Origin of the sequence: Legionella feeleii (assembly GCF_001467625.1) — a bacterium.
In the GTDB taxonomy this organism is placed as follows: domain Bacteria; phylum Pseudomonadota; class Gammaproteobacteria; order Legionellales; family Legionellaceae; genus Tatlockia; species Tatlockia feeleii.
In genome coordinates this window covers 722,986-748,664 of record NZ_LNYB01000085.1, presented here as the reverse complement: position 1 = coordinate 748,664, position 25,679 = coordinate 722,986, and the positions used below count along the sequence as shown (strand labels likewise).

Below are 25,679 nucleotides of genomic sequence, written 5' to 3'. Positions count from 1 at the left end.
AATCTTTATTTATCCCGGAATTTAATCATAAACAGTACAAAAATCATTCGAATCATATAAATTCATTAATTTTTCGAGCTGGCTTCTAGTAATCCGGCATTCTGACAGTGGCGGTAAAGTCCCCAGACTGAAAAAACCTATATCGAGAATTTCATGACTATGGGTAAATTGCCCTCCAATTACCTCACAATAAAAAATGCATTTATAAATGTAAGGCCAGTGGGGGGGATGATCATGCTTTGCAGTATCCCATAAGGCAAGAAACCGTTTTACTCGGGTCTGTAATCCTGTTTCCTCATGTACTTCTTTAACTATACACTCAGAAGGCGAATAATTGACATCTGCCCATCCACCCGGTAACGCCCATTTTCCATCCTGTGCCTCACGCACTAATAATAGTTCATCATTTTGGATTATCAAAGCCCTGACATCAACTTTAGGTGTCGCATAGCCAGCTTGTTTTAGAAAAGTTGCCTGAAGCGCCTCTTTTTTTTCATCTACAACAGCCGACATCATTTCAACAGACAATTTTGCCAGTTGTTCATACCGTTCTTTATCATACAGATCCGTACTGTAAGTAAGACCAATCTGAGCAATTGCTTGGATCTCGGTAGCCCAGGCCAACAAATTCCTCAATTTATCAGACGAGCTTGTCATCTCTTTTCCAATAATCATCACTCTCATGAAAATAACAGAAGCGAGTTACCTTGCCAAGCTATTATAAGCTGGTAGCAAGATTATTAATCGATTAGAATCATAAATTTGAGTTTAGAGATTACTCACAAAAGAAGAGGTTATAGATGAAGCGATATGTTTTCATGATTTCAGATGGGACAGGTATTACCGCTGAAAATTTAGGCAATAGTTTAATTACTCAATTTGAAAACATTGAGTTTGAAAAACTTACTATTCCCTACATTGATACTGTCGCAAAAGCAGAGGCAGCTGTTGCGCGCATAGACTCTTCTTATGAAGAAACAGGTATTAAACCGCTCATCTTCATGACTTTGATTAACCCCGATATTGCTCAAACAATTAAACAGTCCAAAGCAAAAGTTTTTGATCTTTTTAATACTTTTCTTGGGCCCCTCGAACATGAGTTGCAAGCCAAATCATCTTATACTGTCGGGCGTACTCACGGTGTCGCAAATCCGCAATCATATACCCAACGTATTGAGGCAGTAGACTATGCCTTAGCCCACGACGATGGCATTAAAACACGTGGTTATGAGAAAGCAGACATTATTTTAATTGGGGTGTCACGCTGTGGCAAAACGCCCAGCTGCCTCTATATGGCCTTACACTTCGGTGTCTTGGCCGCCAACTACCCTTTTGCCGAAGATGATTTAACCTCTTTTCGCTTACCTGAATCATTAAGGCCTTACAAAAATAAATTGTTTGGGCTCACAATTGACGCAGAAAGATTACAGCATATACGTACAGAACGACGCCCTAACAGCCAATACGCATCGATGGAACAATGCCGACGTGAAGTTGCTGAAGTCGAAATGATGTATCAACGCGAAAATATTCCCTATATCAATTCCACTCGGTATTCAATTGAGGAAATTGCCACCAAGATCCTGGCTACAGCCGGCATTAAACGAAAATTCTAATTGAACAAAAAAACGCTAGAAAGCAGCAAAAAACATCCTAGCGTTTTCTTCTTCATTGATTACTTCGCTCAAATCTGCCAAAGAGCCATAAACTCAACGACCGATAATGCGGCTAATGAATTAGTATCATTCATTGCTTTGGAAATTGCCTCAACACGTGCAGGCGCATAGCGGGTTGCTAAATTCCGTTTAAATTTTGCTAACAAAACCGAAAGGCCTTCTTCGCGGCGTCGTTTATGACCAATAGGATATTCTACCGTCACTAATTTCGATTCTGTACCATCGTTAAAAAATAGCTTGATGCTATTTGCTATAGAGCGTTTTTCAGGATCATGATAGTCACGCGAAAATTGTTGATTTTCACTCACGTGCATTTTTTCACGTAATTGATCAATACGTGGATCAGAGGCCGTTTCATCTTCATAATGTTCAGCTCGCAGATCACCGTGCAAAAGAGCAACCGCTACCATGTATTGCAGGCAATGATCTCTGTCAGCTGGATTATGCAAAGCCCCCTGCTTACTAATGATACGAATTGCTGACTCATGAGTTACTAGTTCTATCCGTGCAATATCCGCGATTCGCGCTTTTACCTGCGAATGTAAAGCAACAGCACATTCAACAGCGGTTTGAGCGTGAAACTCCGCTGGATAAGACAATTTAAACAAAACGTTTTCCATGACATAACTGCCATAAGGACGCTGAAATTTAAAAGCTTTGCCACCAAATAAAACGTCATAAAATCCCCATTTAGGGGCTGTTAAAGCACTGGGATAACCCATTTCACCGCGAGTGGCAATCAAAGCTAAACGTACAGCGCGCGACGTCGCATCACCGGCAGCCCACGACTTACGTGAACCGGCATTCGGAGCATGTCGATAGGTTCTCAGGCTTTGTCCGTCCACAAAAACTTGCGATAAAGTACGAAGCATTGTATCTCTGTCTGCACCAAGTAACAGCGCAGCAACGGCTGCACTGGCAACCTTGACTAACAAAACATGATCCAAGCCAACGCGATTAAAGCTATTTTCTAAAGCGAGACATCCCTGAATCTCGTGTGCCTTAATCATTGCAGTCAATACTTCATGCATGGTAATTGCTGCTTTACCCTGTTGTAGATTTTGTCGACTCATATAATCAGCCACAGCCAAAATCGCACCCAGATTATCAGATGGATGTCCCCACTCAGCGGCAAGCCAGGTGTCATTAAAATCAAGCCATCGTACCATTGTCCCGATATTAAATGCTGCCTGCACTGGATCGAGTTCATAATTTGTACCGGGTACACGTGCCCCTCCTGGCAAAACTGCACCAGGGACAACAGGACCAAGTAATTTGGTACACTCAGGAAAATTAAGCGCCAACATGCCGCAACCTAAAGTATCCATTAAACAAAGGCGAGCTGTTTCGTAAGCAGCCGCACTCTTAATCTCCATCTCCAAAACATAATCAGCAATATCAGTTAGAACACTGTCATAATCTGGTTTAACATTATCTTCTACATAGGAATGCATATTATCCTCGCTGCTCAATAGGAATAAATTTTCTAGCATCAGGTCCAGTGTATTCGGAAGTTGGCCTAATCAAACGATTATCTGCACGTTGCTCAAAAACATGTGCTGACCAACCGGTAATCCTTGACATCACAAAGATAGGGGTAAACAAAAAGGTCGGTATACCACCGTAGTGATAAGCTGACGCACTGTAAAAATCAAGATTTGGAAATAATTTCTTCTCACGCCGCATTACCGCTTCAATACTTTCTGAAACCCTGTATAACAATAGATCGTTTTTGGATTCAGCTAATTTATACGACCATGCCTTAATAATATCTGACCGAGGATCACAATCCTTATAGACACGGTGGCCAAAACCCATAATTTTCGCTTTATTGGCCAGCATTTCCATTAAACGTTGTTCAGCTTCCTCTGGGCTTTTAAACTGTTCAATCAACTCCATTGCAGCTTCATTTGCTCCACCATGTAAAGGACCACGTAAAGTACCAATTGCTGAAGTGATAGCCGAATAAAAATCAGCCAGAGTAGCGGCCGTAACGCGAGCAGCAAAGGTGGAGGCATTAAATTCATGCTCAGCATACAAAATCAGGGAAACATTCATCATGTCACTTTCCAGCTTAGATGGCTTACGCTCATGGAGCAGTTCAAGAAAATGACCGCCTATTGTGTCTTCATTACTTTCACCACTAATTTCTTTCCCTTTAAAATGATAGGCATACCAATAGCACATCATGCCTGGGAATAAGGCTAGCAGTCGATCAGCAATATCATATTGCTGAGCAAAATCCTCTTCTGGTTCCAAGGTACCTAACATTGAACAACCAGTACGCAATACATCCATTGGATGAGTATTTTTAGGGATTAATTTCAAGACAGTCTTTAATGTATTAGGCAAATGGCGCAAACCAACCAATTTTTTTGTATAAGTACCGAGCTCTGAACTTGTAGGTAACTTACCATAATGAAGTAAATAAGCCACTTCCTCGAACGTTGCATGCTCAGCCAAATCATCAATGGAGTAACCACGATAATTTAACCCTTTTCCAGCCAGCCCTACAGTGGCTATGGCCGATTGTCCAGCTATTACTCCAGCCAATCCTCCTGCTGCTTTATTGACCATCCTCACCCTCCATCAATTGGTCTAATTTTTTTTCGTAATCGTGATAACCCAGTACCTCATACAAATCATTACGTGTTTGCATGCTCTCCAGCAAGCCTTTCTGTGTACCCTGTTCCTTAATTGCTTTATAAACCAGTAAAGCAGCTTGTGACATAGCTCTAAAAGCACTCAGAGGATACAGAATAAGTTGCACACCAGCCTTAGCCAACTCATCCCTGGTAAATAACGGTGTTTTACCAAACTCAGTGATATTGGCCAGAATAGGCACTTTAACCTGTTTACTAAAACTCTGGTATTCCTCAAGTGTTGTCATTGCTTCCGCAAAAATCATATCAGCACCCAATTCAACACAGAATTGAGCTCGCTCAATCGCTGCATTCATTCCCTCAACAGCATAGGCATCAGTCCGTGCCATAATAACAAAACTGTCATCAACTCGCGCATCTACTGCTATTTTAATACGATCGCCCATTTCCTCCATTGAAACAATCGCTTTATTGGGACGATGTCCACAACGCTTGGCGAGCACTTGATCTTCAATATGAATGGCGGCAACACCAGCTCGCTCCATTAGTTGTACAGTTCGCGCAATATTAAATGCATGCCCCCAGCCAGTATCAACATCAACTAATAGAGGCAAAGAACAGGCTTGAGTGATTCGTCTAACGTCTTCTAACACCTCAGTAAGACTAGTCATGCCTAAATCAGGCAAACCATAAGAGGCATTGGCAACACCTGCGCCGGATAGATAAATTGCCTCACAGCCAACTGATTCAGCAAGCATTGCAGAATAAGCATTGATGGTTCCGACAATTTGTAATGGTGAATGATTTTGAACAAGCGTTCTAAAGCGCTTTCCCATAGACATCAATATTCACTCCTTGACATTGTGAATGGCATTTTTATCATGCTGGCAGTTTGATAGCAACTGCTAAACCTGTGGAAAAACAAGCTATTTAACGATAGAACGATGATTTACGACGAGAAGAAGGGCTGAATCAAAGCCCGGAACACTATCCGGGCAAACGATTATTTTGCAGATACTTCTTTCCACCAATTTGTTTTGGTTTCAGTTGCCCAATGGCCATCACGCATACGCGCAACGAAGGCTTCTGTTTTTTCAGGAGAAGAATTTTTCATATCCAGCTTGATACACCAGTCCCACTCCCCTGTAGTGGACCACATTTTTTCTACACCATCCCATTTGGCCATTGTGCTTAAATCAGACCAGGGTTTGTTGGTTTTCATAAAAATTACACTGTTCCATGTGTCCATAATAACTATCCTTATTTTGAGGGGGTACGCTTATGAAATAACAGCACCCCTAGTGTCTGTCTAAAACGTCAGCTTTTTCAGCTTAGAACAATTATCTCGGTCCTGCCATGTGCTTTTAATAAATTTTTTGTTAAGTTAAGCAAAGTAGGCTCTGGCAATAAACCCTAAATAAAGGCATGAACGACAAGGTACTCTACAACCCAATGAATCTCTCACGCTTTCTTTATTTACTGCTTATATCGGGTCTAGCTTTTTTTTCTCCCACTTCGCCAGCTATGCAAACCACAGAGAAATTCTGGTCAATTCTTGGCCTAAATACGAATATTGGCAAATTTTCCTATCAAATTGAACCACAAGTGCGCCTTGTTAACGATCCTAGAGTACTTGAACAATTCCTGTCGCGATTTAGCGGCGGTTATAATGCTTCCTCACAATGGGCTTTTTGGTTAGGGACAGGTTGGCTCTCCACTGCACAAGATGAAGATACCAAAAATCAGGAGTTTCGCTTATGGCAAGATGTTATTTACAATGAAACACTGAACTCCAATAAAATTTCCTTTAGATCACGCATTGAACAACGCAAAAGCAAAGGCTCTGATCAATGGGGTTATCGATTTAGAGAGCGCATTCTTATTAGCCACCCTATTACAACCAATATTAGCCTTGTTGGTTCAAATGAGTTCTTTATCAACTTTAACCGGCCAGCCTGGCTTTCCACTAAAACCATTGATCAAAATCGATTATCGATTGGTCTTGATCAACAAGCGTCAAAATGGTTGAACGTTGGTGCAGGCTATCTCAATCAGGTAATTTTTTCAACACCAATCCAAATGGGACATGTTGTTACCTTTAATGTACAAATTCATCTTCCTGGAGGCTAAGACTTATAATTAAATAACCAAATACCCTTTTGAATACCATGTGCAATGACCTGAAATATGAACCCGCCCGTCATGGATTTCACAAGTGAGCTCCCCTTTGCGGAAAGAACCCTGGATAGCATGCAAGATCTTCTTATTGAGGCGCTCAGCCCAAAAAGGTCCAAGAACACAATGAGCTGAACCTGTGACCGGATCCTCTGCGATATTGTGCTTTGGGTAAAAACAGCGTGAATAAAAATCTGCATCACTGCAATGAGATGTCAGAATTAATCCACGTTTAGGTAATTTGACTAAAGCATTAAGGTCTACCTGAGCATGCAACACTTCATTTTCGTCTGCAAGTAAAATTAAGTAATCCAAGTCACTTTCAAAAACATCCACATAAGGTTTATCAATTAAGGCTGCAATTGGTTCCGGCCTCTCACTCAATTGAAAATTTAATCGAGGAAAATCGAGGGTATAGCACCCTCTTTTTTTTCTCACAGAAAGAAGTCCACTTGGACTCGAAAAATGAACCGTATCTTTAGAACATTTACCTAGCTCATGTAAAACAAAACCTGCGGCTAAAGTAGCATGGCCACAAAGACTAATTTCCCCCCTCGGTGTAAACCAACGGATATGAAAACCGCTTTTATCCTCAATAATAAAAGCGGTTTCCGAAAGATTATTTTCAACAGCAATTGCCTGCATCAATTCATCATTGAGCCAATCATTGAGCAGACATACTGCAGCGGGGTTACCGTGAAAAATTTTATCAGTAAAAGAATCAATTTGAAAAATTTCAATGCTGTTCACGGATTACCCCATTGACTAACGTATGTGGGTTCGAAGAGTAACGATCTCATGCCAGAGAAGCAATACTCTCACTTCTCCCCTGGTTACTTATCTGTTTTTTTGATCTAAGTCTAATCAATCACTAATGCAGCTCATTGTTAAAAAATCTCTTCTTCGCTTATTTCATACTCTTTGAAAAAGATATGTTAACAGGGTCAAAAAAAAACAGGGAAGATTAAACTGTCACTAGCAGCTTGAGCAATTGCTTATTTGATTGATTAATAAATATGCTTTGTTTTTTTGCTTTCTTTAGGAAGAAAAAAAGCAAAGCATATAGCAGTTTTAATGTCGCGCTTGTAGAATCGCTGGTTGAATAGATGCTTGTTTCGTGACCTGCCTGGATTGATTGTCAGCCAAGTCGAGACTTTCCCTTAGAAAATGAGAAGATTCAGTTAAATGCATAAGTAAATCTTGTGTTAACTGAGTTGAATCCATTCTATTCAGTATACTCATCACTAAAGACAGATGACCAGCCATTAATTCAAAATTTTCATTACCCTCTTTCTGCTCCGTGTAGACAATTACTTTTGCCTTCATGGCTACTCCTGATTAATTATTGATATAAAGTTATAGTTCAAAATTCCTATCTTACAAGTTGCTTGATAATTTTGACCAATTCCTTTGCCCATACTGTAAAAGTATAGGCCATAAAATGAATCTTAATCTTGATGCAAATTTTTTGTTAACTCTTTACGTAAAAAACGGGCTGGCGATAACGATTGTACTAAGGTACGAGGAAGAAACCAGGGTTCATTGTTAATCAGTGATGCTAACCATTCAGCGCTAAGTGGAACAGTGGTTAGCCCCCGCGAACCAAAACCGGCACACAGAAATAAACCGGGATGAAAAACACCGGGAGTAGGCAACCAACGCTTAGCATTCGTTGCTAAATCAGCAAAGCGCGCTCTAAAAAGCTGCTCATCAGGCACAGGACCGACCAAAGGTAAATAATCAGTAGTAGCTGCTCTCACACCAGCCCAATTGTCACTCACTGCACCAGACCAAACTACTTCTGCAGGGATTCTTTCCAACCTTGCCAGATTGCTCTTATTATCATCTTCATAGCAAGTTTGTTTAGTAGCGTCTAAATGATAAGTTGCTCCAATGGCATGCATACCTTTATTTGCTGGTAAAACATGGCCATCGCCGCACAAGGGTATTTTTAATTTTTCACTATGGAGGTTCGATCTGATCATTGTCATTTGACCACGAATTGATTTCAGTGGTAGAAAAGATGTTTGGCTAAATTGATTCGCTTGATTACCGTTCGCAATGATTAATACTTCAGCCTGATGCCCTGCTACATGCCATTGCTCATTTCTAAAGACCAATTCTCTTATTGCTGTGTCTGGAATCCAATTGATCCCTTCCTCTTGAGAAAATATTTTACATAATGCGCGTGAATCTAACCATCCAGAGTGAGGGATAAACAAACCACCCGTATTTAAGTGAATACCAGCAACTTCCGTAGCACACTCTTGATCTACAAGAACACCCAATTCAGGATAAGCAGCCAACCATTTCTCTAAACTAAGCTGTGAAGCCTGCTCTCTATCATTAAAGGCGAGTTGCAGAATCCCCGACAATTTACCAATATCATGTTTACGAAGTAATTGGCTATAAATGCGATGAGCAAAAAGAAAAGCGTTTAGCATAAATAGAGTTAAAGGTGAGCGATAAGCAGATAATTTTGGGTATAAAACTGCCTGGGTATTCCCTGATGCACCATTACCCACTTCACTCTGAGCATCAATTAGAGTAACTTGCCAGCCTCGTTTCGCCAAAGCTTGAGCGAGATAGCACCCAGCTAATCCTGCACCTAAAACAATGGCTTTCTTCTCATTGACAACTCTGGGAATATCGCTTTGCCAAGGTGTAACCCGAGCTCTTGGAGAAGAGGCGAACTCTGCTTTTTTAAATGTAGCAACAACCATTTCACGTTTTTGGCCAAAGCCTTTGATTTTCTTGACCTCAAAACCAACCGCTTGCAAATTTTTTCTAACAACACCTGCAGCAGAAAAGGTAGCAAGCGTTGTTCCTGGTTTAGATAATTGCCCTATTATCTGAAAAAGATCTTCACTCCACATCTGCTGGTTTTTTGCCGGTGCAAAACCATCCAAAAACCAGGCATCAATATGATTTGCCCTTAATTCTGCTTCAAGTTTAACATCCCCACAGACTAAAAGTTGATGAAAACACTGGCTAGCATCTCCAAGCATCAACGTTAAATTGACTCTGCCATTTTCAAACTGTAGATGATGAAAACCTGGCGTTAAAATGGGATAATCTGCCTGTAAAACCAATGCTAAGTTCTTTAATTGCGGCCATAAAGCTAAACAACGAGCAAGCTCCTCTCGCCGCAAAGGGAATTTCTCACAACTGATAAAATGCAAGCGAGCTTGCTGAGGAGCATATTTAAGCCACAGCGACCAAGTTAATAAAAAATTAAGGCCACTACCAAAACCTGTTTCTGCAATTGCAAAAGAACCACTTCCCTCAGTGGCTAAACGTTGCCAGCGCTCTATGAGGTTGTTCGCAGTAATAAAAACATGTTCCGCTTCTAACAAACCATTTTCATTAGAAAAATAAATGTCATTAAATCGGGTAGAAAACGGCAAACCATCGCACCACATTAAATCTGCCGTTTCAATTGGGATAAAAGGATTACTCACAAGCACACACTAGAATGATTTCGTAACAAAGCCAAGCTATGCCGAAAATTAACGCGTGGGAGTGATTATAACAGAGTCGTTAACTACCGCTGCATTTCCTTCATTAATTACTTCGGATTGCATATTTTCAATCCATTTGCACAGCCGTGGTCTTAGAATAAACAATAACAAAGCTGCAACTAGAGCAATTAAGCCTAGCTCTAAAAATACACGACTATAACTGGAATTAGTGAGTACAGGTGAAATACTGTCTTGCCCGCCTATCATCCAATTAGAACTATAGCTTGATAAGATTGCCCCTACACCGGTGCTCAACATCCACATGCCCATCATCACGCCTTGTAAAGAGTTAGGTATCAGCGCGCCAACCATCGCATAACCAATAGGGGCAATAAGCAATTCCCCGGCACTTTGGAGAATAAAGCTGAGAAAGATCCATCCCGGGGCAACCAATCCAACCGAATTTGCACTGATTATCCCTACAGGGAGTATTATAAAAGCTAAACTAATTAACAATAAGGCCCAGGCAAATTGTGCAGGAACATTGATAGGTATGCCACGCGAACGCAGATGGTTCAATAATGAACTTAATAATGGCCCACCGATAACAATGCTTAACGTATTGATATTCTGAAACCATTGTGGAGGGATGGTCATCATCAGCCAATTACGATCAACATTGTTATCGATAAAATAGGTTAAACCCATAGGCCCGGTCTGATACAACATCCAAAACACCGTACTCACTAACATCAACACTACAAAAGCGAGCATCTTTTTTTGTGCATCCATAACATTTTGCTGGAATGCGAGCCAACAAGCAACAGCTAACATCAATCCACCAGTAAACAAAACCAACTTATTTGCCCAATTGACAGAATGGATCAATTGGCTGAGAAGCAAAGGCAAGCAAAGAATAACCAATATGCCAATAAAAGAAGCTTGTCGTTGCTTTTGTCTAGAAAGACGCGAATAAACAGTTTCATGATCAGCTAAACTGTGCCAACAGTATAAGCAAATAAAAAGAGCAACCAAGTTACCCAAACTGCTCAATAAAAATAAGCGTTGATAATTTTGTGATAATTGAAAATAACCGCTTAAACTAAACCCGATAAAGAAACCAATATTCATTCCTGCATAATTCCACAAAAAAACGGTTTCACGGCGTTGATCTTGGGGTTTAAAACGTTGTGTCAGCATACAGTTAACGCAAGCAACGTTAAGACCACAGCCAATTAGAAAAGTGGCTAAACCATAATAAAGGTAAGCTGCATTGATACTGGCTAATAGAATACAGCCAACAATTTGCGCAAACATACTAAAACAAAACAGCGCTCGATTTGAGAAAAATCTCCCACCGCAATAACCACCCAATAGGTGTAAAGTAAAGTTCAGGGCAACAAATATACCTGTAACGCTATTAGCTAATTTAATGGATAAACCAAGTTTACCAGTCATAAACAAAACTAGCGTCGAATAAAGCACACTAAAACTCAAGGTCGCAAAAACTTGAATGAAAAACAGGGGAACTACTCCTTGCGGCAACCTATTCCAAACTATTTTTTTGTTAGCTACTCTTAACATTGGATGCCCTCCTCTGCTAGCTACATTCACCTCGAATATGACATGGCAATTTTTAGCTGTCTATGCGAAAAAGACCGATCAAATAAAGTTATTACAAAAACCTGCAATTTCTTTACAAATTGAAGTTTTATTGCAATATTTTTTATACAAAACTCTACAATTTCTTTACAATACAAGACTTAGAACAATAGTTTTGCTGCTTCGATCGCTCTTTAGATTTGATCCCTGTAGTTAATAATCAACGTGTTTGAGGTTTAACCATGCACAAAAAAATTTACTTAACTGGCATAGAAAAGCGACCAGGAAAATCGTTTGTATCGTTGGGTTTTTTATCAGCGCTTAAAGAACAGCAAAACTCTATCCAATGTTTTAAGTTATTTTCGGAGTCAGATGAATCGCAAATTCCATTACTACAAGCAGTAGCAGGACAGTCTCTGACACCGATCATGGATGTAAACAAAGCCATTGCTCTTATGCGCACCCAACCTGAAGATTTACTTTCAGCGGTATTAGAAGCAACCAAAACTCAAAACCAGGATGATTTGATTTATTTTGAGGGCAGTGATTTTGAAAGTGACAATGATGTTTTTGAATATCAGTTTAATTTAACACTCGCACATCAGCTAAATTGCGATGTAGTCTTAGTAGTTTCGGCTAAAGATAGAACTTTAGATCATACGCTTTCTATCCTAAAGACTGCTCTGGAAGTGAGCAAAAAAGCACATGCACGTGTTGTAGGGGTTATTATTAACCGAGTGTCTCCTTCTGATGAAATTGAGGCATCGGAGCTTTTTAACAAGCAGTTACCCAAACTGGCATTTACAGCCATTCTTCCCGAATTTGAATCTCTGGCTAACCCCTCTGTTCGCGATATAGTGACCACTTTAGATGCTAAAATCTTATGTGGCGAAAGCGAGTTACACCGCCCTGTAAGACAATTTACGATAGCAGCCAAGACTGTCAGTAATTTCTTGCAATCACGTCTGGATAGAAGCGGTATGCTTATTATCACACCCGATGATCGTATTGATATTCTTTTAGGCTCCCTGCTGGCCGACCAATCTGCTTATTATCCTAAAATAGCCGGTATTGTTCTAACCGGAGGTGAAATGCCCGGAACTGCCATTTGTGAAATTCTCGCAGGCCTCGATCACCCCTTTCCGGTCTTACTAACAGCGCTTAAAACCTATGAAACTGCTACCACACTGTTTTCTGCAAAATTTAGTTTAAGTGAGTCTAATCCAGATAAAGTGAAAACAGCCATAGAAACGATGCGTCCTTATCTACATGAACCCTTGACAAAATTACTTAGTGATAAATCAGTTAAACCACAATTAAGTCCAGCCGTATTTCTTTATGAATTAATTCATAGGGCAAAACAGTTAAAACGACATATTGTTCTTCCCGAAGGTGATGATGCCCGAATACTCATTGCTGCAGATCACTTACTAAAACGTAATATTGTTAGGATTACGCTCTTAGGTAAAACTGAAAAGATTAATTTATTAGCCAAGCGTCTGGATTTGAATTTGTCAAATGCAACAATTATTGATATTGAAAAATCCGCAAAGAGAGAGAGCTACGCTCAACAATATTACCAGCTTCGTCAACATAAAAATGTTAATTTACCTATTGCCCTTGAGCGAATGACTGATATTAATTATTTTGCTGCAATGATGGTTTATTGTGGTGATGCAGATGGTATGGTTTCCGGAGCAGCACATACTACGGCAGATACCGTCAGACCAGCTTTGGAAATCATAAAAACTAAACCTGGCGTCAGCAAGGTATCCTCTATTTTCATTATGTGCATGCCTGCACGTGTTTTAATCTATGGTGATTGTGCTATCAATCCAGAACCTGATAGCCAAACACTTGCTGAAATTACTGCTCAGGCCGCCCAAATCGCTAAGAATTTGGGCATAGAACCCAAGGTTGCGCTTTTGTCTTATTCTTCGGGTGATTCCGGTAAAGGGGAAAGTGTGGAGAAAGTAGCCAAGGCTATGGAAATTGTGAAAAAACAACAACCCGATTTGTTAGCAGAAGGACCTATACAATATGATGCAGCAGTCGATCCTGAGGTTGCTGCAAAAAAACTACCTCATTCCAAACTTGCCGGTGATGCAACTGTACTCATTTTTCCTGATCTTAATACGGGGAACAACACTTATAAGGCAGTACAACGTGAAAGTGGCGCTCTGGCAATTGGCCCGGTATTGTTAGGCTTAAACAAGCCAGTCAACGATTTAAGTAGAGGCTGCACACCGCAAGATATTATCAACACTATTCTCGTTACTGCAATTCAAGCACAAGGGGATAAATAATGTATATTTTAACGATCAACGCAGGAAGTTCCTCTATTAAATATAAGGCATTCCAAGTTGAAAACCAGCAAGTTACTCCCCTGTTATCAGGATTAATTGAAGGAATTGGTGAAGCTGAATGCCTTTGGCACCATTATAAGCACAGTAAAGAAACCATCAAAAAAAATTTTAAAGCGCATGATGAGTCATTTCACTCATTGGCGGACAAATTACACCATGACCTTAAAGATCACCCGATTACAGGTGTTGGTCATCGTGTTGTCCATGGGGGTGAGCGTTATTACGAACCAACGGTTATCACACCAGAAATATTAAAAGAAATAAGAGAGCTTGCTCATCTTGCACCAATTCATAATCCGATTAATGCTCTGGGTATAGAGTTCGCCCAACAATATTTCCCAGAGGCTCAACATATCGCCGTCTTTGATAGCGGCTTCCATCATACGATGCCTCAACATATTCGCCAATACGCAATTAATTCAGAGATTGCGAATCGTTATCAAATTAAACGTTACGGATTCCATGGTATCAATCATGAATATGTTGCTAACCAGGCAGCAACCTATTTGCAAAAACCAATAAAGGACTGCAATTTTATTACTTTGCATTTAGGGAATGGTGCAAGTGCTTGCTTAATTAAGCAAGGTCAATCCTTTGATACCTCAATGGGAATGACCCCTTTAGCAGGTTTGATAATGGGTACACGTTGCGGAGACATCGATCCGGCAATTCCCTTATATTTACAGCAGCAAGGGGGGATGACTGCCCAACAAGTTGATATCTTCTTAAATAAACAAAGTGGACTAATAGGCATTGCGGGTGAAAATGACATGCGTAGACTCATAGCAAATGCTTTAGCAGGTGATAAGACCGCAGAACTCGCTATTCAGATGTATGTTTATGCCATTCAAAAAACAATTGGTGCTTACAGTAGCCAAGTTGCCGCCCTGGATGCATTAATTTTTACCGGTGGCGTAGGTGAAAACGCTGCTTTAATTCGTGAGCTGGTTGTCGCGCCACTCAAGCACTTGGATTTTAAATTAGATTCTACAGCCAACGCCAGTTGTGGGAATGAAAAATGCCATATTATCTCGACTTCTGGTAAACCCATTTTAGTCATTCGAGGGGATGAGGAAGCATTTATTGCTCAAAAGACAGCCACTAAAATTCTGGAAAACCATCAATCATCTAAATCATAAAAAATTTGACATTTCGCTAGTTTAAGTCGAAAAGCGTTGATTAATAGTAAATGAACAGCGAAGCGCAATAAATTGACGCTTTTTGATTGAGATAGTAGAAAGTTCAACAGAGCCTAGCCGGCTTTACGAAAAGTAAGGTTCAAACGGTATCTACCGACTAAAAAATGCTCATTATCTTTGAGTGGCAAGATACCATGATAACGGAGTCTGGCGGGGCCACCCCAAACCACGACATCTCCATGCATTAAAGGCAAGCGTTGTAATTTATCGCTTCGTTTAAAACCACCAAACAAAAATATTGCAGGAATGCCAAGCGACACAGAGACAATTGGGGCAGTAAAATCCTTTTCATCTTTATCTTGATGTAAAGAAAGCCGGCTCTTTGGTTCATAACGATTGATTAAACAAGCATCTGGAATAAAATTACTAAAACCCGCTTGCAAAGCAGCTGATATTGCGAGCTTTACAAATGAATGAGGCATTGGTGGCCAACTTTTTCCACTTAAAGGATCAATTGATTCATAACGATATCCACTTTCATCCGTTATCCAACCCAAAGCTCCACAATTTGACATGGCAACTGACATGGTATATCCCCCAGGCGTTACCATATGCCGAAACGGAGCCACATCTATAACTTTCTTCAAATCTGCCAGAATTAAACGATCCATAGAAAGAGTAAAGGCATGTAATATTACAGCACCAGGAGCTAGAATTTCCTGGTAGGGTTCTTGATACACTTTATCAAACAAATCCCAATTCATAACTCTATCTTTAATTACCTTACTTTATTAAGTGTAGCTAACTTATCAAACATGGAAGGATAGATAACTGGTCATTAGACCATCTACAAAAGAAATTACTCAAATAGCTAATCTTGAAAGCTTATATAGAACAATAATCCTGCATCTTGGGCGAATTCACTAAGACTCAACTTCCATTTCAACCAGCTGGCTTGTGCCAAAGTGACCGGGAGCAGCAAAATGGTAATTATTTGATGTAAATTGTTCTTTAATTATTTTAACCTGTCTATTATCCAAACGGGCACCATATTGTTTAACAACCTGAGCCGCTGCCTTATTGGCCAAATCGATAGCCAACTGCGGAGCATACCCCTGAGTAATTGCATAGAGATAAGCACCAGCAAACATATCACCTGCTCCTACCGTATCAACAGCCAATACAGGCGTTGTTGGAATGGCCATTATTTCACCATCTATAGCTAAAACAGCCCCACGACTTCCGCAAGTAATCACTAAATGGTTTGCTAAAGGTTGTAGCAAACCAATGGCCGCCTCTAAATTATCCGTTAGAGTAAATAAAAGAGCTTCTTCTTCATTACAAAATAAAAGATCAACTCGACCATCAATTACTGATAGTAATTCATTCTTGAAATAACGAACCATATTTGGATCAGACAGGGTTAAAGCAACCTTTGTATTGACAGTGTTTGCATACCGTCGCGCAGTTAACAAAGCATTTCTAGCGGTGGGTGAAGTAACTAAATAACCCTCAAGATAGATATATCGCGCTGCAGCAATCGCTTTTAAATCCAAAGCCTCTGGGCATAAAGTTTCTGAGATACCCAAATGTGTATTCAGAGTCCGTTGTGCATCTTCTGTGACAAGTACAAGACATTGCCCAGTTATCCCAGACGACAGATTATTTACAGTTAAATTACAATCAATACCGAGGGCTTGTAACTCATGTAAAAATAAATAACCAGCCTCGTCACTAGCAACTTTACAACTATAATAACCACGCCCACCAAACTGACTGAGTGCAATCATTGTATTGGCGGCAGAGCCGCCACATCCCCTATGACAAAACGAATCAGCTAATGCTGTCATCAAGCGATGATGCGTTAGTTCATCTGTTAAAGTCATGACTCCTTTTTCTATCTGAAAATCTTCTAAAATCTGCTCATCAATTTTTGCTTCCCTATCCAATAGGGCGTTTCCTACACCATAAACATGGTATTTTTTCATCAAGCTCTGATCTCCGTGAGGCTTGCCAGCACTGATTCCGCAGCTTGCTGTGTCAATTGAATTTCTTCGTTTTGATGAGCAATAGACACAAAACCTGCTTCGTACATAGATGGCGCGAAATAAACTCCTTTTTGTAACATACCATGAAAAAATTGTTTAAATAAAGTTTCATCCGAAGAAGCAATATCCGCATAATCAAAAACTTGTTTTTTACGATTAAAACAAAAACCAAACATACCACCCAAGGAGGAATGACAAAATGGAATATTAAATGAAGCAGCAACCTCAGCCAATCCTTCTACCATTGCAGTTGTATTAGCAGAAAGTCGTTCGTAAAATCCTGGCTTTTCCAATTCAGTCAAGGTCGCTAAACCAGCAGCCATCGCTAAAGGATTACCTGATAACGTGCCAGCTTGATAAACGGGCCCTTCAGGCGCTAAATGAGTCATAATCTCAGCCTTGCCGCCCACTGCTCCAACAGGCATACCACCACCAATTACTTTACCAAGCGTTGTGAGATCAGGAATGATATTAAATATTTTCTGTGCGCCACCTAAAGCAACCCTAAATCCAGTCATTACTTCGTCAAAAATTAATAAAGCTTCATGAGCATCACATAAATCACGTAGTCCTTGCAGAAAATCAGGTTTTGGTAATACAAAACCCATATTGCCAGCAACAGGCTCTATGATAATTGCAGCAATATCATCAGGATATTGCTCAAACAGTTTGGCTGTTTGTTCAAGACTATTAAAGTCAGCAGTGAGTGTATGTTCAGTTATGCTGGCAGGTATGCCTGGCGTAGAAGGAATACCAAGAGTCAGTAAGCCCGAACCTGCTTTTACAAGTAAACTGTCATTGTGGCCATGATAACAGCCATTGAACTTGATAATTTTATTTTTACCGGTAAAGCCACGTGCCAATCGAATAGCCGTCATTGTTGCTTCTGTACCAGAATTAACCATACGTATCTTTTCAATAGCCGGCATTAGCGTTGTTATTTTTTGTGCAAGCCTGACTTCCAATTCAGTTGGCGCACCAAAACTCATACCGCTACGCAAGGCAATACTAACTGCATCAACAACACTAGGATGACAATGCCCTAAAATGAGAGGCCCCCAAGATCCTACATAATCGATATAATGTTTATTATCTGCATCAATTAAATAAGCCCCTTTCCCCTGTTTAAAAAAGATTGGATCGCCATCAACGCCTTTAAAAGCTCTAACAGGAGAATTGACACCGCCAGGAATAATGGTTTGCGCTTGCGCAAATAATTGTTGAGAACTCCGCATGACCACTCCATCGTCTAGAATTAACCTGTTATTCTACAGTCTTTTTAGGGGGCTGACAAAAATTATAACAAATTTAGACTTTACATTAGCGCAGTCAATAGCTAAATTAGCCCCTTTAAAATATTGAGCAGCAGATATGCAAGATTACAAAAAATACATTTGTGTTATATGTGGGTTTATCTACGATGAGGCTGAAGGTTGGCCTGAAGATGGCATTGAGGCAGGCACGCGTTGGGAGGAAGTACCTGAAAACTGGTTCTGTCCTGATTGCGGGGCAGGTAAAGAAGACTTTGAAATGGTTGAAATCGATTAGTCCTTAATTAACGACCTTTCCCTGCCGTGAAGCGCCTGCCAGCTCACGGCTAAAATGGCTTGAGTACTACCAAGAAAACAATACTCAACAAAAATAAAGTCGGTAATTCGTTAAAGATCCGGTAAAACCTTGCCCTTTTTTCGTTCTTTTCCTGTGCAAATTGCCTAACATAATGTCCGCAAAACAGATGGTAAAGCCACAATAAAATCACCAAACTCACTTTTGCATGCATCCAACCTGCTTTTAAGTAGTACTGCCAATTGTAGCTAATCAGTGCTAAACCAAATCCCGTTGTTAATAAGGCGGCAGGCCAAGTTATTCCATAATACAAGCGCTTTTCCATAATTTTAAAACGTTCAATAGATATTTGATCGCTTGTATCAGCGTGATAAACAAAAAGACGTGGTAAATAAAAAAGACCGGCAAACCAAGCGACCATTGCGATTATATGAAGTGCCTTGATAATTAACATGGGCTATTACCTGTTTTTTCGTTTATGTTGACGAGAACGCCGAACAATATTAAGCACTTCAACACTTAAAGAAAAGCCCATAGCGAAATAAACATAACCCCGTGGTACATGGAAAGAGAAACTATCAGCGACTAAAACCATACCAATTAAAATCAAAAAACTTAAGGCCAACATTTTAACTGTTGGATGCTTATCTATAAATTGGCTTACAGGTTCACTCGCATAAATCATAACTAAGATCGCACAAGTGATAGCAGCTGCCATCACCCAAAAACGAGTAGTCAGGCCAATTGCCGTAAGAACACTATCCAAAGAAAAAACAATATCCATAACGGCAACTTGAAAAACAACCACTTTAAACGTAGGGTGTTTAGGACCTTTAGCCTGCAATTCCGTCTTGTCTTCCCCTACTTCATAATGAATTTCCTGAGTTGCTTTCGCTATTAAAAAAGCGCCGCCGGCGAATAAAAATAAGTCGCGTATAGAAAAAGAAAATTCTCCATAGGAAATCAACGGATGTACTAATTTTACCAACCAAACAGCTGAGCCAAGCAAAGCAATTCGAGTCATCCAGGCAAAAGTTAGCCCCCATCTTCTGGCGCTTTTACGTTGTTCGCGCGGTAATTTTTCTGTCAAAATAGACAAAAAAACAAGATTATCTATGCCTAATACTATTTCTAAAATAACCAGCGCAGAAAGGCTTAAAAGTATATCTAAAAATTCCATATCATCACTTTAAAATATCAATATCAGCAGTCTTATTGTCACCCGAAGTTATCCAAAGGTAAATGATTCACTTTCTAGCCTATCTTAGCTATACTAACGCGCGATAAACAAGTTATACAGGTGACTAAATCATTAAGTTAATCAAAAAGCTGCTACGTAAATCCAGGGCGAGCCAATCACCTGTTGATGCCAGTTATATTATTCCACGCAGCCAACACCATATATCAAAAACCGATATCAGTGCAAATGCACTTAAAGTCTTGAACCGCCTTAATAGTGCTGGTTTTCAAGCCTTTTTAGTTGGCGGTAGTGTACGTGATCTTTTGTTGCGCAAAGTACCTAAGGATTTTGATGTTGCAACCAACGCAACACCGAACCAGATAAAAAAATTATTTCGCAATGCCCGTATTATAGGACGACGCTTTAAACTTGTGCATATTATTTTTCACCGCGACATTATTGAAGTAGCCACTTTCCGAGGCAGTGAAGGTGCAGATGAAGTTATTGAAGCAAATCAATTGACTAATGAGCGAGGCATGCTGGTCCGTGATAACGTATATGGTACTCTCGATGAAGATGCCTGGCGCCGTGATTTCACTATTAACTCACTCTATTACAATATTGATGACTCTTCGATTGTTGATTTCACTGGCGGCGTCAATGATGTAAATCAGCATATCATTCGTATGATTGGGGACCCAACAACTCGTTATCAGGAAGATCCCGTACGTATGCTGCGTGCAGTGCGTTTTAGCGCTAAATTGCATTTTAGCCTCGCTCCCGAAACAGCTGAACCTCTGCCCCACTTAAGTTATTTAATTACCCATGTTTCTGGTTCACGCCTATTTGATGAAATGACTAAACTATACCAGTGTGGCGAAGCTGAAAACGTGCATCGTTTATTAATTCAGCATGGTTTATTTCCTCATCTTTTCGCCCAAACAGCAAAATTAATGGATAGTCACTATCCTGTGAATGCCTTAATAGGAATAGCATTGGAAAACACGGATACCCGCATTAGGGATAACAAGCCTGTTACACCCGCTTTCTTATTTGCGGTATTGCTATGGTTTCCTTTGCAAGCAAGAGCTGCACTGTTGCAGGAAGAAGAAGGACTAGATCCTCTGCCTGCTTTAGAAAAAGCAATGTCACAGGTTATTGTTGAACAAAATCAAGTTATAACAATTCCCAAACGATTTAGCCAAATCATGCGAGAAATGTGGCTTTTGCAATATCGTTTTCCAAAACGTTTAGGTGGACGTGCCTTTAATTTATTGCAGCATCCAAGATTTCGTGCTGCCTATGACTTTCTCGCTTTGCGAGCTCTTGCTGGTGACGAAGAACTCGAGCTGGCGCAATGGTGGACTACCTTTCAGGACGCATCTGAAAACGAGCAAACTGAGATGATTGCAGCCCTTGCCCCTGCCGCTCCACGCAAATCACGAAAACGTCGCAAACCAAAAGCAGCAACACCTGAATGATTTCCTGTTATCTAGGATTGGGAAGCAATCTACGCTCTCCCCAACGTCAATTACGACGAGCTCTAAACGCTTTAAGAACTTTGCCATCTACACAGGTTACCAAAGTAGCAAGTTTTTATCGCAGTAGTGCTTGGGGAAGAAAAGCACAACCAGATTATTACAATACCGTAGTGGCTCTGCAAACGAGCTTGACTCCTGAACAATTACTAACGTTCTGCCAAAAAATAGAGCGTCAGCAAGGTCGTATACGAAAAATACGTTGGGGCTCACGTACACTTGATATCGATATCTTGCTATTTGGCACAAGAAAAATTAACTCCACGAAAATAATTGTTCCACATCCAAGATTACATTTGCGCGATTTTGTTTTTGTCCCTTTGCTTGAGCTATTCCCCAAGCCTGTAGTAATGGCTAACAGCAATCTTTCTATGCTTATTAAAGAGAGCAAATATTGCTCAACAATCAAGCAATAAAATTCATTTCTGTTTTTCCTGTTCATAAACTACACTTACGATATCAAGCAGTTATTAAGCGAGGGAATCGTGTATACATCTATACTGCATGCAACCGATTTGAGTGAAAACCATTTTGATATGTGTAAGCAGGCCGTAAAAATTGCTCATCTTTTTGGAGCGACCCTTCACTTACTGCATGTCATTGAACCCCCACCTAGCCTACAGCTGGCACAGGGACTTGGGTTTGCTGAGTTTGATAGTCCGGTTAAAGATGACGCACAGGCCGTTATGAATGTTTTGGGCGAAGCACTTGGTATCCCCCCTGAGCAACAACATGTTGAAATAGGCTCAATCAAAATGAATGTGTTGGATAAAGTAAAAGCCTTAGGATGCGGACTCATAATTATTGGCAGTCATAGCCCAAACGCACTGCCAGCTTTTCTGGGGAGTACAGCACATGCCGTAGTGCATCATGCTCCTTGCGATGTTCTAACGATACGGAACAAAATATAGATATTGGGATCTTTCTCCCTGGGAAAGTGCTCAGCATGAGTATATAACCCTCTTTATTTTTTTAACGATCGTTAGAGATCAAAAACTGCAAGGATTAATTTTTTTTTGCTTTAAAAATAAATGTAGTCGCATTTCATACTTTACACTTAATGAAATTACCTCTTTTTAACCCGTTTCATAAGCCTTTTTTTCTTCTTGATTTGGCGTTCGGTCAATTTGTTCTTTTTATCTTTAAACGGATTGCCGCCACCTTTAAATTCAAGCTTTAAAGGCGTACCGACTAAACCTAAATGAGCCACAAAGGCATTCGTGAGATAACGCTTGTAACTATCGGGCAAAGAATCCAACTGATTACCGTGGATAACGATAAGTGGCGGGTTATGACCACCGGTATGAGCATATCGTAATTTAATTCTTCGACCATGCACCATAGGCGGCGTATGTTGACTAACTAAATCTTGCAGTAAACGGGTCAATTTTGGTGTTGAAAATGCTTGTATTGCCGATGCATAAGCTTCTTCAATATCCTTGAATAATAGGCCAACACCACTACCATGCAAAGCAGAAATAAAACGAATTTTGGCAAAATGAACAAAATGCAGGCGACGATCCAGTTCCGCACGAACCTGTTCTTTATGTTCCTCATCCAAGCCGTCCCATTTATTGACTGCTACAACCAGGGCTTTACCTGACTCAATGATAAAACCCAATAAGTGCATATCCTGGTCGGTTAGTCCTTCTCGGGCATCTAATAGCATCATACAAACATGAGACTCTTTTATTGCCTGCAGTGTCTTGATTACCGAAAATTTTTCAATTTTCTCATCAACACGTGAACGCCTACGTACGCCAGCTGTATCAATTAAAACGTATTCTTTTTCATCGCGCTTAAATGGAATAGCAATACTGTCACGGGTAGTACCAGGCATATCATAGACAACAACCCGCTCCTCACCCAGGATACGATTAATCAACGTGGACTTACCAACATTGGGTCTACCAGCAAAAGCAATTTTAATTGCCTTGAAATCTGAATTTTCTTCTTCAACGGGCAGCTCAAAATCTTTGGTTAAAGTCTGCAATAAAGCATGCATACCACGACCATGAGTTGCAGAAACGGGATGTACTTCACTGAACCCTAAAGACTGAAAATCGGAACAGGCTATTTCTTCATCTAAGCCATCAGTTTTATTTACAATCAGGTAAACAGGTTTGCTAATCTTACGTAAACGTTGGGCGATATTTTCATCAATTCCGGTTAACCCAGCTCTACCATCAACTAAAAACAAAACAATACTTGCTTCGTCCAAAGCTGTTTCTGATTGCTTTGACATCAAGGCATCAACGGCTAAATCATCAACACCAACTCCACCGGTATCAATCACAATAAAAGGCTTATTTTCAAACTCAGCCTGACCATACTGCCTATCGCGTGTCAAACCAGGATAATCTGCAACGAGGGCATCCTGAGTACGGGTTAATCGATTAAACAGTGTCGATTTTCCTACATTAGGACGACCAACAAGAGCAATAACAGGAATCATTAATTTAACTCACAGAAAAACGGCTTAATTTACCATTAGCGGCCATTACGTAAATATTGTTACCAATAACAGAAGGAGCCGTATTAATCGCACTGCCTAGTTGCGCACGTGAGATCAAATTGCCACTATCGGTTGCGAGAACGTGTAGATAGCCGGTCTTGTCTCCAACCACTAAACGATTCCCCATTAGCACTGGTTCAGTAAGCCCATGAGCTTTTAGTGCTACCTGCTTCCAGTTAACTTGACCATTTTGGCGGTTAATAGCCCAAATAACATCATCACTATCAGTTAAAAACACTGTTTTACTATCCATCGTCATATTTCGATAAACAGATGCTGGTTTACGCCATATAAACTGTCCATCAGTTAGAGATAGTGCACCGACATAACCTTGGTAACTGGCGAGATAAACGACTTGTCCACGAACAATGGGGTCTGCATCAATATCTACCAAGCGTTCGACATCACTTGCACCGCTTGCATAGGCGATACTGCGTTGCCACACTAGGCGACCCGTTTGGAGATCAACAGCATCCATTCTACCATCAGAATAGCCTACCAAAGCCAGCTTATTGTCAAAAATAACCGGTGAAGAACTCGCTTTCAAAATTAAACTGGGGGCTCCATGATCAGAGATCCATAATTTTTCGCCTTTTACAATATCGAAAGCATACAGATTACCGTCAATAGTTTTGGCAATGACTTTATTATTGGCAATAACGGGTTTGGACAAAACTTCTCCAGACACTTTATTTCGCCATAACTCACTTCCATCCACCTGTTTCAACAAAATAATATTTGATGTGTCAGTTCCTACCGCAATAGCTCCCTCAGAAACAGTTGGACCACTTACTATTCCGCTATCCAGTTTTTTTGACCAAAGCACTTTACCAGAGTTTTTATCAACAGCTTGTACTATACCGCTTGTGTCAGCAGTGTAGATAATATTCCCTCTAATCTCTGGTTTTAGCTTTAAATTAGAGTTATTTTTTTGGGTTCCACCAGCAGGAACCGACCATTTTTCAATTAAACTTACCTTGGTTTTAAGAGGTTCTAAAGGCGTTGGTGTGGGTGTGTTGTCCTTACCCAGCATATAATCATCAACCTGTGTGCAGGCTTGTAATAAAGCGCAGACGCCTAAAACCACCAATTTTTTGTTAATAAGCAACATATGACCTCTTTATATCAAGCAGCTTGTAAAGCATTGTTTTTTGTTTTCATGGATTGAGTAAGGGCAGCCAATTCATTTGTTTTCATTTCAAGGAAAAGGTTACCCATACCATTTGTTCGCACTTCCGTAATCGCTTCTTTATATGAAACGATCGCTTGTTGGTATTTTCCTGTAGCCGCATAAATATCACCTTTTAACTCATTAACGACAGGCATGTAAGCCATATCATCAATAGTAGTTAGTTCGGCAAGCGCCTTATCATACGCTTTTTCTGCAGCAAACAAACGCGCAATACGAATTCTCGCAACCTGCTTCAGGGCTGTCATTTTTGAATTTTTAGCTACATAGTCTAAATTTTCTCTAGCCTTTTCATATTTTTCACGCGTAACAAAGAGCTTGGCTAAAGCCAAACGAGCAGCATCTGCATATACCGTATCACTGTATTCATTCATGAGTTGGTTAGCGTAGGAGCGTACCCCTTTATTATCCTGGTTAGAAAAAGCAACCATAAGATGCTCGTAAGCATTGGATGCTTGCATGCTAATTTTAGACTGATGCCAGTTCCAATATTTAAAACCTGCGACAGTTAATAACACTAACGACAAGATCACAGTAATCACATTACTATACTTGTTCCACCATTTTTTAATTGCCTCTAACTGTTCTTCTTCTGTCATATAAACCGACATAATTATCTCC

General features: G+C 40.2%; 25 protein-coding genes. 8 read left to right on the top strand and 17 right to left on the bottom strand.

Translation table 11 applies throughout. The features are described from left to right. Window positions 1-21: 21 nt before the first annotated feature. Window positions 22-657: an NUDIX hydrolase gene (locus Lfee_RS15680; RefSeq protein ID WP_064088284.1), complete on the bottom strand. Its 636-nt coding sequence runs from the start codon at window positions 655-657 to the stop codon at window positions 22-24. 143 nt (window positions 658-800) lie between these two features. Between Lfee_RS15680 and ppsR the strand changes: the two genes are divergently transcribed. Continuing rightward, entirely contained in the window at window positions 801-1,616 is an 816-nt protein-coding gene (gene ppsR / locus Lfee_RS15675; RefSeq protein ID WP_058447911.1) for a posphoenolpyruvate synthetase regulatory kinase/phosphorylase PpsR, read from the top strand. 68 nt (window positions 1,617-1,684) lie between these two features. Here ppsR and Lfee_RS15670 read toward each other — a convergent pair whose 3' ends face one another. The 4 genes from Lfee_RS15670 to Lfee_RS15655 form a co-directional block, all read right to left on the bottom strand. Then, window positions 1,685-3,130: a bifunctional 2-methylcitrate dehydratase/aconitate hydratase gene (locus Lfee_RS15670; RefSeq protein WP_058447910.1), complete on the bottom strand. Its 1,446-nt coding sequence runs from the start codon at window positions 3,128-3,130 to the stop codon at window positions 1,685-1,687. A 1-nt stretch (window position 3,131) separates the two neighbouring features. Continuing rightward, window positions 3,132-4,253: a bifunctional 2-methylcitrate synthase/citrate synthase gene (gene prpC / locus Lfee_RS15665; RefSeq protein ID WP_058447909.1), complete on the bottom strand. Its 1,122-nt coding sequence runs from the start codon at window positions 4,251-4,253 to the stop codon at window positions 3,132-3,134. Then, on the bottom strand, window positions 4,243-5,121 hold the full coding sequence (gene prpB / locus Lfee_RS15660) for a methylisocitrate lyase (RefSeq protein ID WP_058447908.1): 879 nt from the start codon (window positions 5,119-5,121) through the stop codon (window positions 4,243-4,245). Before prpB ends, prpC begins: the two co-directional genes overlap by 11 nt. 161 nt (window positions 5,122-5,282) lie before the next feature. Further along, window positions 5,283-5,528 (bottom strand): hypothetical protein, encoded by a 246-nt coding sequence (locus tag Lfee_RS15655; RefSeq protein ID WP_058447907.1) that lies wholly within the window; start codon window positions 5,526-5,528, stop codon window positions 5,283-5,285. A 176-nt stretch (window positions 5,529-5,704) separates the two neighbouring features. Between Lfee_RS15655 and Lfee_RS15650 the strand changes: the two genes are divergently transcribed. Continuing rightward, complete coding sequence (locus Lfee_RS15650) at window positions 5,705-6,409, top strand: DUF2490 domain-containing protein (RefSeq protein ID WP_082646674.1); 705 nt, start codon at window positions 5,705-5,707, stop codon at window positions 6,407-6,409. 9 nt (window positions 6,410-6,418) lie between these two features. Here the strand turns inward: Lfee_RS15650 and Lfee_RS15645 are convergent, their stop codons facing one another. The 4 genes from Lfee_RS15645 to Lfee_RS15630 all read right to left on the bottom strand — a co-directional run bounded on the left by Lfee_RS15645 (window position 6,419) and on the right by Lfee_RS15630 (window position 11,499). Beyond that, complete coding sequence (locus tag Lfee_RS15645; RefSeq protein ID WP_058447905.1) at window positions 6,419-7,204, bottom strand: PhzF family phenazine biosynthesis protein; 786 nt, start codon at window positions 7,202-7,204, stop codon at window positions 6,419-6,421. A 321-nt stretch (window positions 7,205-7,525) separates the two neighbouring features. Next, on the bottom strand, window positions 7,526-7,780 hold the full coding sequence (locus Lfee_RS15640; protein ID WP_058447904.1) for a hypothetical protein: 255 nt from the start codon (window positions 7,778-7,780) through the stop codon (window positions 7,526-7,528). A 122-nt stretch (window positions 7,781-7,902) separates the two neighbouring features. Further along, complete coding sequence (gene mnmC, locus Lfee_RS15635; RefSeq protein WP_058447903.1) at window positions 7,903-9,915, bottom strand: bifunctional tRNA (5-methylaminomethyl-2-thiouridine)(34)-methyltransferase MnmC2/FAD-dependent 5-carboxymethylaminomethyl-2-thiouridine(34) oxidoreductase MnmC1; 2,013 nt, start codon at window positions 9,913-9,915, stop codon at window positions 7,903-7,905. 48 nt (window positions 9,916-9,963) lie between these two features. Beyond that, window positions 9,964-11,499, bottom strand: a complete 1,536-nt coding sequence (locus tag Lfee_RS15630) for a peptide MFS transporter (protein WP_082646673.1) — start codon at window positions 11,497-11,499, stop codon at window positions 9,964-9,966. Window positions 11,500-11,759: 260 nt separating this feature from the next. Here Lfee_RS15630 and pta point away from each other — a divergent pair, with 260 nt between their 5' ends. Together pta and Lfee_RS15615 are read left to right on the top strand one after the other, a co-directional pair. Then, window positions 11,760-13,823, top strand: a complete 2,064-nt coding sequence (gene pta / locus Lfee_RS15620) for a phosphate acetyltransferase (RefSeq protein ID WP_058447901.1) — start codon at window positions 11,760-11,762, stop codon at window positions 13,821-13,823. Beyond that, entirely contained in the window at window positions 13,823-15,022 is a 1,200-nt protein-coding gene (locus Lfee_RS15615) for an acetate/propionate family kinase (protein ID WP_058447900.1), read from the top strand. The genes pta and Lfee_RS15615 overlap by 1 nt, the downstream gene beginning before the upstream one ends. A 113-nt stretch (window positions 15,023-15,135) precedes the next feature. Here the strand turns inward: Lfee_RS15615 and alkB are convergent, their stop codons facing one another. From alkB to hemL, 3 genes are all read right to left on the bottom strand, one after another. After that, the gene (gene alkB / locus Lfee_RS15610; RefSeq protein WP_058447899.1) at window positions 15,136-15,786 is read right to left on the bottom strand and encodes a DNA oxidative demethylase AlkB; all 651 of its coding nucleotides are present in this window, start codon (window positions 15,784-15,786) and stop codon (window positions 15,136-15,138) included. Between the two features lie 159 nt (window positions 15,787-15,945). Then, window positions 15,946-17,010 (bottom strand): adenosine kinase, encoded by a 1,065-nt coding sequence (locus Lfee_RS15605; RefSeq protein ID WP_064088280.1) that lies wholly within the window; start codon window positions 17,008-17,010, stop codon window positions 15,946-15,948. Next, entirely contained in the window at window positions 17,010-18,305 is a 1,296-nt protein-coding gene (gene hemL, locus Lfee_RS15600; RefSeq protein ID WP_058447898.1) for a glutamate-1-semialdehyde 2,1-aminomutase, read from the bottom strand. The genes Lfee_RS15605 and hemL overlap by 1 nt, the downstream gene beginning before the upstream one ends. 136 nt (window positions 18,306-18,441) lie before the next feature. On the opposite strand from hemL, the gene Lfee_RS15595 reads away from it, so the two are divergent. After that, on the top strand, window positions 18,442-18,618 hold the full coding sequence (locus Lfee_RS15595) for a rubredoxin (RefSeq protein ID WP_058447897.1): 177 nt from the start codon (window positions 18,442-18,444) through the stop codon (window positions 18,616-18,618). 49 nt (window positions 18,619-18,667) lie between these two features. Here Lfee_RS15595 and hemJ read toward each other — a convergent pair whose 3' ends face one another. Together hemJ and Lfee_RS15585 are read right to left on the bottom strand one after the other, a co-directional pair. After that, window positions 18,668-19,090, bottom strand: a complete 423-nt coding sequence (hemJ, locus tag Lfee_RS15590; RefSeq protein WP_058447896.1) for a protoporphyrinogen oxidase HemJ — start codon at window positions 19,088-19,090, stop codon at window positions 18,668-18,670. A gap of 6 nt (window positions 19,091-19,096) precedes the next feature. Further along, window positions 19,097-19,816: a TerC family protein gene (locus Lfee_RS15585; protein WP_058447895.1), complete on the bottom strand. Its 720-nt coding sequence runs from the start codon at window positions 19,814-19,816 to the stop codon at window positions 19,097-19,099. Window positions 19,817-19,965: 149 nt separating this feature from the next. Here Lfee_RS15585 and pcnB point away from each other — a divergent pair, with 149 nt between their 5' ends. The 3 genes from pcnB (at window position 19,966) to Lfee_RS15570 (ending at window position 22,265) form a co-directional block, all read left to right on the top strand. Then, window positions 19,966-21,297 carry a polynucleotide adenylyltransferase PcnB gene (gene pcnB / locus Lfee_RS15580; RefSeq protein WP_058447894.1) on the top strand — a complete coding sequence of 444 codons (1,332 nt, stop codon included), beginning with the start codon at window positions 19,966-19,968 and terminating at the stop codon, window positions 21,295-21,297. Continuing rightward, window positions 21,294-21,770 (top strand): 2-amino-4-hydroxy-6-hydroxymethyldihydropteridine diphosphokinase, encoded by a 477-nt coding sequence (gene folK, locus Lfee_RS15575; protein WP_058447893.1) that lies wholly within the window; start codon window positions 21,294-21,296, stop codon window positions 21,768-21,770. Before pcnB ends, folK begins: the two co-directional genes overlap by 4 nt. 69 nt (window positions 21,771-21,839) lie before the next feature. Further along, a complete protein-coding gene (locus tag Lfee_RS15570; RefSeq protein WP_058447892.1) occupies window positions 21,840-22,265 on the top strand; it encodes a universal stress protein in 426 nt (141 codons plus the stop codon). Between the two features lie 155 nt (window positions 22,266-22,420). Here the strand turns inward: Lfee_RS15570 and der are convergent, their stop codons facing one another. Genes der through Lfee_RS15555 form a run of 3 tightly spaced genes read right to left on the bottom strand, consistent with a single transcriptional unit; the run spans window position 22,421 to window position 25,669 of the window. Then, window positions 22,421-23,809 carry a ribosome biogenesis GTPase Der gene (gene der, locus Lfee_RS15565; protein ID WP_058447891.1) on the bottom strand — a complete coding sequence of 463 codons (1,389 nt, stop codon included), beginning with the start codon at window positions 23,807-23,809 and terminating at the stop codon, window positions 22,421-22,423. 4 nt (window positions 23,810-23,813) lie between these two features. Further along, window positions 23,814-24,980, bottom strand: coding sequence for an outer membrane protein assembly factor BamB (gene bamB, locus Lfee_RS15560; RefSeq protein WP_058447890.1), 1,167 nt, complete (start codon window positions 24,978-24,980; stop codon window positions 23,814-23,816). Between the two features lie 14 nt (window positions 24,981-24,994). Then, the gene (locus tag Lfee_RS15555; protein WP_058447889.1) at window positions 24,995-25,669 is read right to left on the bottom strand and encodes a YfgM family protein; all 675 of its coding nucleotides are present in this window, start codon (window positions 25,667-25,669) and stop codon (window positions 24,995-24,997) included. Window positions 25,670-25,679 lie beyond the last annotated feature (10 nt).

Coding starts and splice junctions, on each gene's coding strand:
- Lfee_RS15615 (WP_058447900.1), top strand. CDS start 13,823: ATGTATATTTTAACGATCAACGCAGGAAGTTCCTCTATTAAATATAAG.
- Lfee_RS15605 (WP_064088280.1), bottom strand. CDS start 17,010: ATGAAAAAATACCATGTTTATGGTGTAGGAAACGCCCTATTGGATAGG.
- der (WP_058447891.1), bottom strand. CDS start 23,809: ATGATTCCTGTTATTGCTCTTGTTGGTCGTCCTAATGTAGGAAAATCG.
- prpB (WP_058447908.1), bottom strand. CDS start 5,121: ATGTCTATGGGAAAGCGCTTTAGAACGCTTGTTCAAAATCATTCACCA.
- Lfee_RS15555 (WP_058447889.1), bottom strand. CDS start 25,669: ATGTCGGTTTATATGACAGAAGAAGAACAGTTAGAGGCAATTAAAAAA.
- Lfee_RS15655 (WP_058447907.1), bottom strand. CDS start 5,528: ATGGACACATGGAACAGTGTAATTTTTATGAAAACCAACAAACCCTGG.
- Lfee_RS15670 (WP_058447910.1), bottom strand. CDS start 3,130: ATGCATTCCTATGTAGAAGATAATGTTAAACCAGATTATGACAGTGTT.
- Lfee_RS15650 (WP_082646674.1), top strand. CDS start 5,705: ATGAACGACAAGGTACTCTACAACCCAATGAATCTCTCACGCTTTCTT.
- hemL (WP_058447898.1), bottom strand. CDS start 18,305: ATGCGGAGTTCTCAACAATTATTTGCGCAAGCGCAAACCATTATTCCT.
- Lfee_RS15640 (WP_058447904.1), bottom strand. CDS start 7,780: ATGAAGGCAAAAGTAATTGTCTACACGGAGCAGAAAGAGGGTAATGAA.
- prpC (WP_058447909.1), bottom strand. CDS start 4,253: ATGGTCAATAAAGCAGCAGGAGGATTGGCTGGAGTAATAGCTGGACAA.
- bamB (WP_058447890.1), bottom strand. CDS start 24,980: ATGTTGCTTATTAACAAAAAATTGGTGGTTTTAGGCGTCTGCGCTTTA.
- hemJ (WP_058447896.1), bottom strand. CDS start 19,090: ATGTTAATTATCAAGGCACTTCATATAATCGCAATGGTCGCTTGGTTT.
- folK (WP_058447893.1), top strand. CDS start 21,294: ATGATTTCCTGTTATCTAGGATTGGGAAGCAATCTACGCTCTCCCCAA.
- Lfee_RS15630 (WP_082646673.1), bottom strand. CDS start 11,499: ATGTTAAGAGTAGCTAACAAAAAAATAGTTTGGAATAGGTTGCCGCAA.
- Lfee_RS15680 (WP_064088284.1), bottom strand. CDS start 657: ATGACAAGCTCGTCTGATAAATTGAGGAATTTGTTGGCCTGGGCTACC.
- alkB (WP_058447899.1), bottom strand. CDS start 15,786: ATGAATTGGGATTTGTTTGATAAAGTGTATCAAGAACCCTACCAGGAA.
- ppsR (WP_058447911.1), top strand. CDS start 801: ATGAAGCGATATGTTTTCATGATTTCAGATGGGACAGGTATTACCGCT.
- Lfee_RS15595 (WP_058447897.1), top strand. CDS start 18,442: ATGCAAGATTACAAAAAATACATTTGTGTTATATGTGGGTTTATCTAC.
- Lfee_RS15585 (WP_058447895.1), bottom strand. CDS start 19,816: ATGGAATTTTTAGATATACTTTTAAGCCTTTCTGCGCTGGTTATTTTA.
- pta (WP_058447901.1), top strand. CDS start 11,760: ATGCACAAAAAAATTTACTTAACTGGCATAGAAAAGCGACCAGGAAAA.